This window comes from Pseudomonas sp. GM78, from assembly GCF_000282475.1.
GTDB lineage: Bacteria > Pseudomonadota > Gammaproteobacteria > Pseudomonadales > Pseudomonadaceae > Aquipseudomonas.
The window spans coordinates 1-2,497 of record NZ_AKJF01000001.1; the positions used below are offsets into that span (position 1 = coordinate 1).

Genomic DNA, 2,497 nt, shown 5'->3' on the forward strand with positions numbered 1-2,497 from the left:
AAGCGGCTGCTGCCGTAGCACTACCTGCCGACGCAGTTGCAGAAGCACCGGCGTTTGTTGCTTGGGTTGTAGCCGTGTTTTTAGACGCCAGCGCGTTGGCTTCACTGGTGGCTGCGTTTGTCGCTGAGGTTGCCGCTGCGTTCTTCGACGCAAGCGCGTTGGTTTCGCTGGTAGCAGCGTTTGTCCTTGAGGTTGCGGCAGCTGTAGCACTGCCGCTAGCTCCTGTTGCCGAGGTCGCCGCTGCATTCTTCGAGGTCAGGGCATTGTCTTCGCTCGTTGCCGCATTGGTCTCACTGGTGGCTGCGGCGTTCTTGGAAGAAAGTGCAGCAGCCGCGCTTGCTGCCGCCGCGTTTTTAGACGCTAGCGCCGAGGCGACGGCGCTCGTTAAATCCGTCGCGACCTGATTCACCTCAACCGAGAACTGTGGCAATTTCGATCCGAAGAAGGTGTCCGTGTCGGTCTTGAATGTCGCCGCGGTTCGATCAAGAAACGGTAGTGGTGTGACTGGCATTAGATAAGGCCCTCGATATCAAGCGAGCAGAGGTGGTAATCCGGGTAAGTGATGTCGATATTGAAACTGGTGAAGAAGCCGTAAATCAGCAACGGCTCATAGCCAGCATCCTCCGTGCCGATGTACACGCACGGCGTGGCCCTCAGCGCCGCGAGTGTTCGGTAGACGCGATTGAAGGTGCCGAGCGTGGTCATCATCGTGAAGCTGCCGCGCTTGCTGTAGGCGCGCTTGGTAATGACCGTGTTGCCGAAGGCGTCCCGCTCCTTGCGGCTGTAGTCGTCGATGCCGACCTTGGCCCCGTACTGCGTTTCACCCAGATCGCTGATCAGCCCGGGCTTGATCACACCAACTGAGGCGGTACCGCTGGTGGTAATGACCGAAATCGACAGTTCTGCACTCGCGTATTGCCCCGGCAGATCGGTGATGACAATGTCGCTTCGCAAGTCCAGCTCAGTGAAAAACCAGTCAAAGATCGTCTCAATGTCGCCTGCCTCGAGATCGATCCTTTTCTGATAAACCACCACACCACCGGCACCGTCCTTCATCACCACGTCCACATACCGGCCAGTCAGCTCAAAGAGCGCCAGGCTGTCGGTGAATCCGGTGCGCAGGGTGTAATTCAGCGGGGAAGTGCCCGTCGCGAGCGTGCCCACTACGTTGTCGAACGGCGCCCACTTCTTCGTCGGCCCTACATCCAGCCAGACGGCCGGGCTGGTCGTGTCGAGCTCTGGAGCGACTGTTCCCGCCCCCGCCACCAGCCTTTCAAACACCTTGTGCACACTGGTGCGAATTACTCTCGCGCCGAGCGCATAGGTCGTTCCAGACACCCAGGCCGGGTAGTCATTTTCCGCCACCGACGAACTCACCAACATCGAATCCGTGATGAAGTGCGGCTTGATAATCTTCATGCAAGCTCCTTGGTGAGCATGGCGTTGCCGCCGTCAGTTACCCGGTCAAGCAACTTCACGATTTTTCCGCCGTTGAGCGCGCCGGCCTTGGTCTCAGCCTGGATCAGGTCGAGTCGCGCGCCGAGGGCGCGAATCTCAACTACGAGCCCAGCGTTGGAGTTGCCGGCGCTCATCGATCCCGCCTGATTGGCGTTATAGATCCGGCTCGGCGACGTCACCTGCAGCTGTGGTCCGGTTTCCCCGATAGCCCCGCCGTTGGCAAACGCCGGCAACAGCCCGGCGTTCATCTGATCGAGCAATCCGGTGCCGAACATGCGCACCGCGTCAGCGCTCATCACGTACTCACCGTTGGAGAGTCGCGCAAAAATGCTGTCACTGGTTCCGGTGCCAGGACCGCTAATCAATCCGCCAGTGGCGTACCCAGGCATGATCGTTTCCCCGTTCAGGCGGCCACCGGTGGCGATCGTCTGAGCAAGGTTTTCGTAGGTGACGGTGCCGTTAGCCAAGGCCGCCGTCCAGGTGGCCAGTCCGTTACCATCGAGCCCGCGCCCGAGTACCGCCCGGTAAACCGATTCCAACAGCGCGACGTTATTATCAGTGGTGTTTTGCATGGCTGCGCCGGCAGCTTGCCCGGCAAGCGCCGCGACCACAGCCGCATTCATTTGCTGCATGGCCGCCGCCACCGATTGCACCGAGTTATCGATGCCGTTGAGCGCATCCATTTGTGCCTGGGCGAACTCCAGCTGCTGGTCGTACTGCGCCATTTGCAGGTCATAGCCGGCCTTGGCTTGCTCGATTTGCTCCTCAAGCCCTTTCAGCGACTGCTCGGCCGTGGTGAGCTGCTTCCCGTTAATGCCATTCAGCTCCGCCACCACGTTGGCCGTGCGACCTTGGTCCCGGTTGAAATCCTCCAGGGAGCCGTACAGGTCAGTGTTGTTATTGCTGACGGTGTCGAGCGCGTCCTCCAGCCCGGTGAAGCCCGACAGCGATCCGCCGGAGCGCGCCGTGGCCAGCGCGCTTTGCAGCGTGGCTTGTGCCTGGACCCGCATGGCAATAACGGATGCCGCCGAAGCGGCCA

General features: G+C 60.4%; 2 protein-coding genes and 1 pseudogene. 1 reads left to right on the forward strand and 2 read right to left on the reverse strand.

The annotated features are described in order from the left end of the window. Positions 1 to 404, forward strand: a 404-nt coding sequence (locus PMI35_RS35030) for a hypothetical protein (RefSeq protein ID WP_032831226.1), incomplete at its 5' end; no start/stop codon positions are given. A gap of 106 nt (positions 405 to 510) precedes the next feature. Here PMI35_RS35030 and PMI35_RS32070 read toward each other — a convergent pair. Next, a complete protein-coding gene (locus PMI35_RS32070) occupies positions 511 to 1,419 on the reverse strand; it encodes a hypothetical protein (protein ID WP_008054331.1) in 909 nt (302 codons plus the stop codon). Further along, positions 1,416 to 2,497, reverse strand: a pseudogene (locus PMI35_RS32065) (hypothetical protein); the annotation flags it as partial. The pseudogene PMI35_RS32065 and the gene PMI35_RS32070, both read right to left, overlap by 4 nt.

Coding starts and splice junctions, on each gene's coding strand:
- PMI35_RS32070 (WP_008054331.1), bottom strand. CDS start 1,419: ATGAAGATTATCAAGCCGCACTTCATCACGGATTCGATGTTGGTGAGT.